Below are 2,481 nucleotides of genomic sequence, written 5' to 3'. Positions count from 1 at the left end.
TGGTTCAAGTATCGGCTCGTTCCCGATCTCTCAACGCTAAACGACTACATTCCACGAGGACTGAGCGCGATCAGCGAGCCCAATATTTGGCCGCATCTCACTGGTAAAGATTCGTCTTAATCACTATCAGTCGACGACGTGTTCCGTATCGTACGAGCCGAGCCGGCGGACCCAGCCGTTTTCGGCGAGCTCCTCGACGTCTTCGATCGCGTCGACGGTTCGCGACTCGTACAGTCCCGCCTCGAAGTCGACGTGGAAGACGTAATCGCCCAGGCGCTGTCCGCTCGGACGCGACTCGACGCGCGTCAGGTTGATGTCTCGCTCGGCGAACGGCTCGAGCAACTCGAGCAGCAATCCGGGATAGTTCGCGTTCGGGTAGACCACGAGCGACGTCTTTCCACCGCCGCTCGATCGATCCTCGGCCGGTGCGATCGCGAAGAATCGAGTCGCGTTCGAGTCCTGGTCCTGAATGTCCTCGGCGAGCACCTCGAGTCGGTCGCCGCGTTCGGCGTTTCTCGGATGGCCGATTCCCGCGATCGTCGGATCTTCGCGGGCGAAGTCGACGCCCTGGGCGGTGCTGGCGACCGCCTCGAGCGCGGCGTCCGGATACTCGCGCTCGAGGAAGGTCCGACACTGGGCGAGCGCCTGGGAGTGACTGGCGACCGTCTCGAACTCCTCGGTCTGGGCTAACAGCGCGTGGTTGACCGGGGTAACGATCTCGCGGACGACGGCGACGTCGTACTCAGCGAGCGCGTCCAGACTCTCCGTGACGCTGCCCTCGATGCTGTTTTCGATGGCGATGATGCCGCGGTCGTACTCGCCGGAGGCGACCGCGTCGACGATCGACGTCACGGACTGTCTGAAGTCGATCTCGTCGTCGATCGCCTGCGCCGCCCGATGGGAGTAGGTCCCTTCGGGCCCGAGTGTCACTGTCGTCATCGTCACCACGTAGCGGGGAGAGCATGAAAAGCGCCTCGGGTTCCGTTCGTCGGTCGCGGTGGGTACCGAGATCGGACGACAGACCCGCAACTCCCCCCCAAACGGGTTCGGCGGTCGTCGGTTCCGGCCACTCGCTGGAGCGCCGACCGGCGAGGACACCGTTAAACCGTTCTTCGGCCGGCCTCGCCACGACGGAACCCCTCCGAGCGTTCCTCTTCGCCGTGGTCACGCGCCGCTACGGGAGTCGATTTCGATCGGTCAGCAACTGCGAGTCCGTGGGTTAGAAACTCCTCCGTCCGCGCTCACTCGTCGAGGTGTTCGATCCCCTGTTTGGAAACGTTCGCTTCCGTGATCTCGTCGGGCATCCAGTCGGGCTTGTCGTCGGGGGCCGTCTCCTCCCAGGCCCAGCCCTCGTAGATGTGGACCTTGTCGGTCCCTTTCTCGCGAAGCCTGAGTTCGACGCGGTCGGCGTCGTCCTCGCTCGAGCCGGCCTCGAGTCGTCGGGCCGCCTTCAGCGCCGCCTGTCGCGGCGTGTTCCCCGAAAAGACGCTTTCTTCTTCGCCGCTCGATTCCCGAAGCGCAAAGTTCCGTTTACCGTCTTCGCGTACCATGGTTTTGCCTCCGTGTCAATTCAACACACGACCTGACATAAAGATATCCCCGAAAATCGACCGACAGCGTCGGTATCTTTAAGTGATACGGTTCGCTATGTGACCGCACTATCCGCTGACTCCGAAATCCAAACCCCATTTTTGCGATATCTTCGCCTCCGACGGCTGTCCGTTGTGTCGTAGAAAACACTTAAGTATATCCTACGGCGAAGTTCGTCATAGAATCCCGCGATGGTACGGAAAAAGAAGCTGAGTCCAAGCGGTGCGAAAGACGAAGATGGAAACTACCACAACGTCCACCTCAATCTGCACGAGGACGAACTCGCGGTCGCGGGCATGGATATCGGGGACGAGGTCTTCGTCCGGGTCCGGGACGGCAAGATAATCATCCAGAAAGCCGACGAGGAAGACGTCGAACACGAGTTCTAACGACCTTTTGCGCTGCGGGTGCGCCTCCGGCACACCCTCGGCAAAATGTCGATCAAAAGCACTCCTCCCTCCCTTCCGCTCACTTCGTTCGCTCCGGGTCGATCGTCGGCCCGCTCGCTCGTTTCACTCGCTCGCGGTACAGTACGTTTCGACGGCAAAACCGAGATGAGTGATTCGCTTACAGCACTCCTTCAACGGCTCGAAATCGTACTCAGGGCCCGTAACGAGAACTGGGGGGCATATCCACCGTGAACGCGGTCGTCCTCGCGTTCTCCTGGATCGCGTCGTCTCGTCCCCGCCCCACCTATCTTTAGGCACACCTAGAAATTTTATCAGCACCCGATTTTTAGGGTGACCTAAAATGGTCGGCGCGACACTAGTGGACCATCCAAGAAGTTCGTACCCGGTTAGTCTGGAGTCGTTATCTCCTCAGATGACGTAGAGTGAACAGACCCGACCGAGGAAGAACGTGTCTCCAGGCCCTAACCCAGTTACAATCACG

At 60.4% G+C, this 2,481-nt stretch carries 3 protein-coding genes; 1 reads left to right on the top strand and 2 read right to left on the bottom strand.

Going from position 1 to position 2,481, the window contains the following annotated elements:
- Window positions 1-126: 126 nt before the first annotated feature.
- Both pheA and EA472_RS21725 read right to left on the bottom strand, forming a co-directional pair.
- Window positions 127-939, bottom strand: coding sequence for a prephenate dehydratase (gene pheA, locus EA472_RS21730; RefSeq protein ID WP_124193537.1), 813 nt, complete (start codon window positions 937-939; stop codon window positions 127-129).
- A 302-nt stretch (window positions 940-1,241) separates the two neighbouring features.
- On the bottom strand, window positions 1,242-1,550 hold the full coding sequence (locus EA472_RS21725; RefSeq protein ID WP_124193536.1) for a non-histone chromosomal MC1 family protein: 309 nt from the start codon (window positions 1,548-1,550) through the stop codon (window positions 1,242-1,244).
- A 231-nt stretch (window positions 1,551-1,781) separates the two neighbouring features.
- Between EA472_RS21725 and EA472_RS21720 the strand changes: the two genes are divergently transcribed.
- Window positions 1,782-1,979 (top strand): hypothetical protein, encoded by a 198-nt coding sequence (locus EA472_RS21720; protein ID WP_006111025.1) that lies wholly within the window; start codon window positions 1,782-1,784, stop codon window positions 1,977-1,979.
- Window positions 1,980-2,481 lie beyond the last annotated feature (502 nt).

Origin of the sequence: Natrarchaeobius oligotrophus (genome assembly GCF_003841465.1) — an archaeon.
GTDB lineage: Archaea > Halobacteriota > Halobacteria > Halobacteriales > Natrialbaceae > Natrarchaeobius > Natrarchaeobius oligotrophus.
The sequence above is the reverse complement of the archived record's forward strand: the minus strand, read 5'-3'. Positions and strand labels throughout refer to the sequence as shown.

Coding starts and splice junctions, on each gene's coding strand:
- EA472_RS21720 (WP_006111025.1), top strand. CDS start 1,782: ATGGTACGGAAAAAGAAGCTGAGTCCAAGCGGTGCGAAAGACGAAGAT.
- pheA (WP_124193537.1), bottom strand. CDS start 939: ATGACGACAGTGACACTCGGGCCCGAAGGGACCTACTCCCATCGGGCG.
- EA472_RS21725 (WP_124193536.1), bottom strand. CDS start 1,550: ATGGTACGCGAAGACGGTAAACGGAACTTTGCGCTTCGGGAATCGAGC.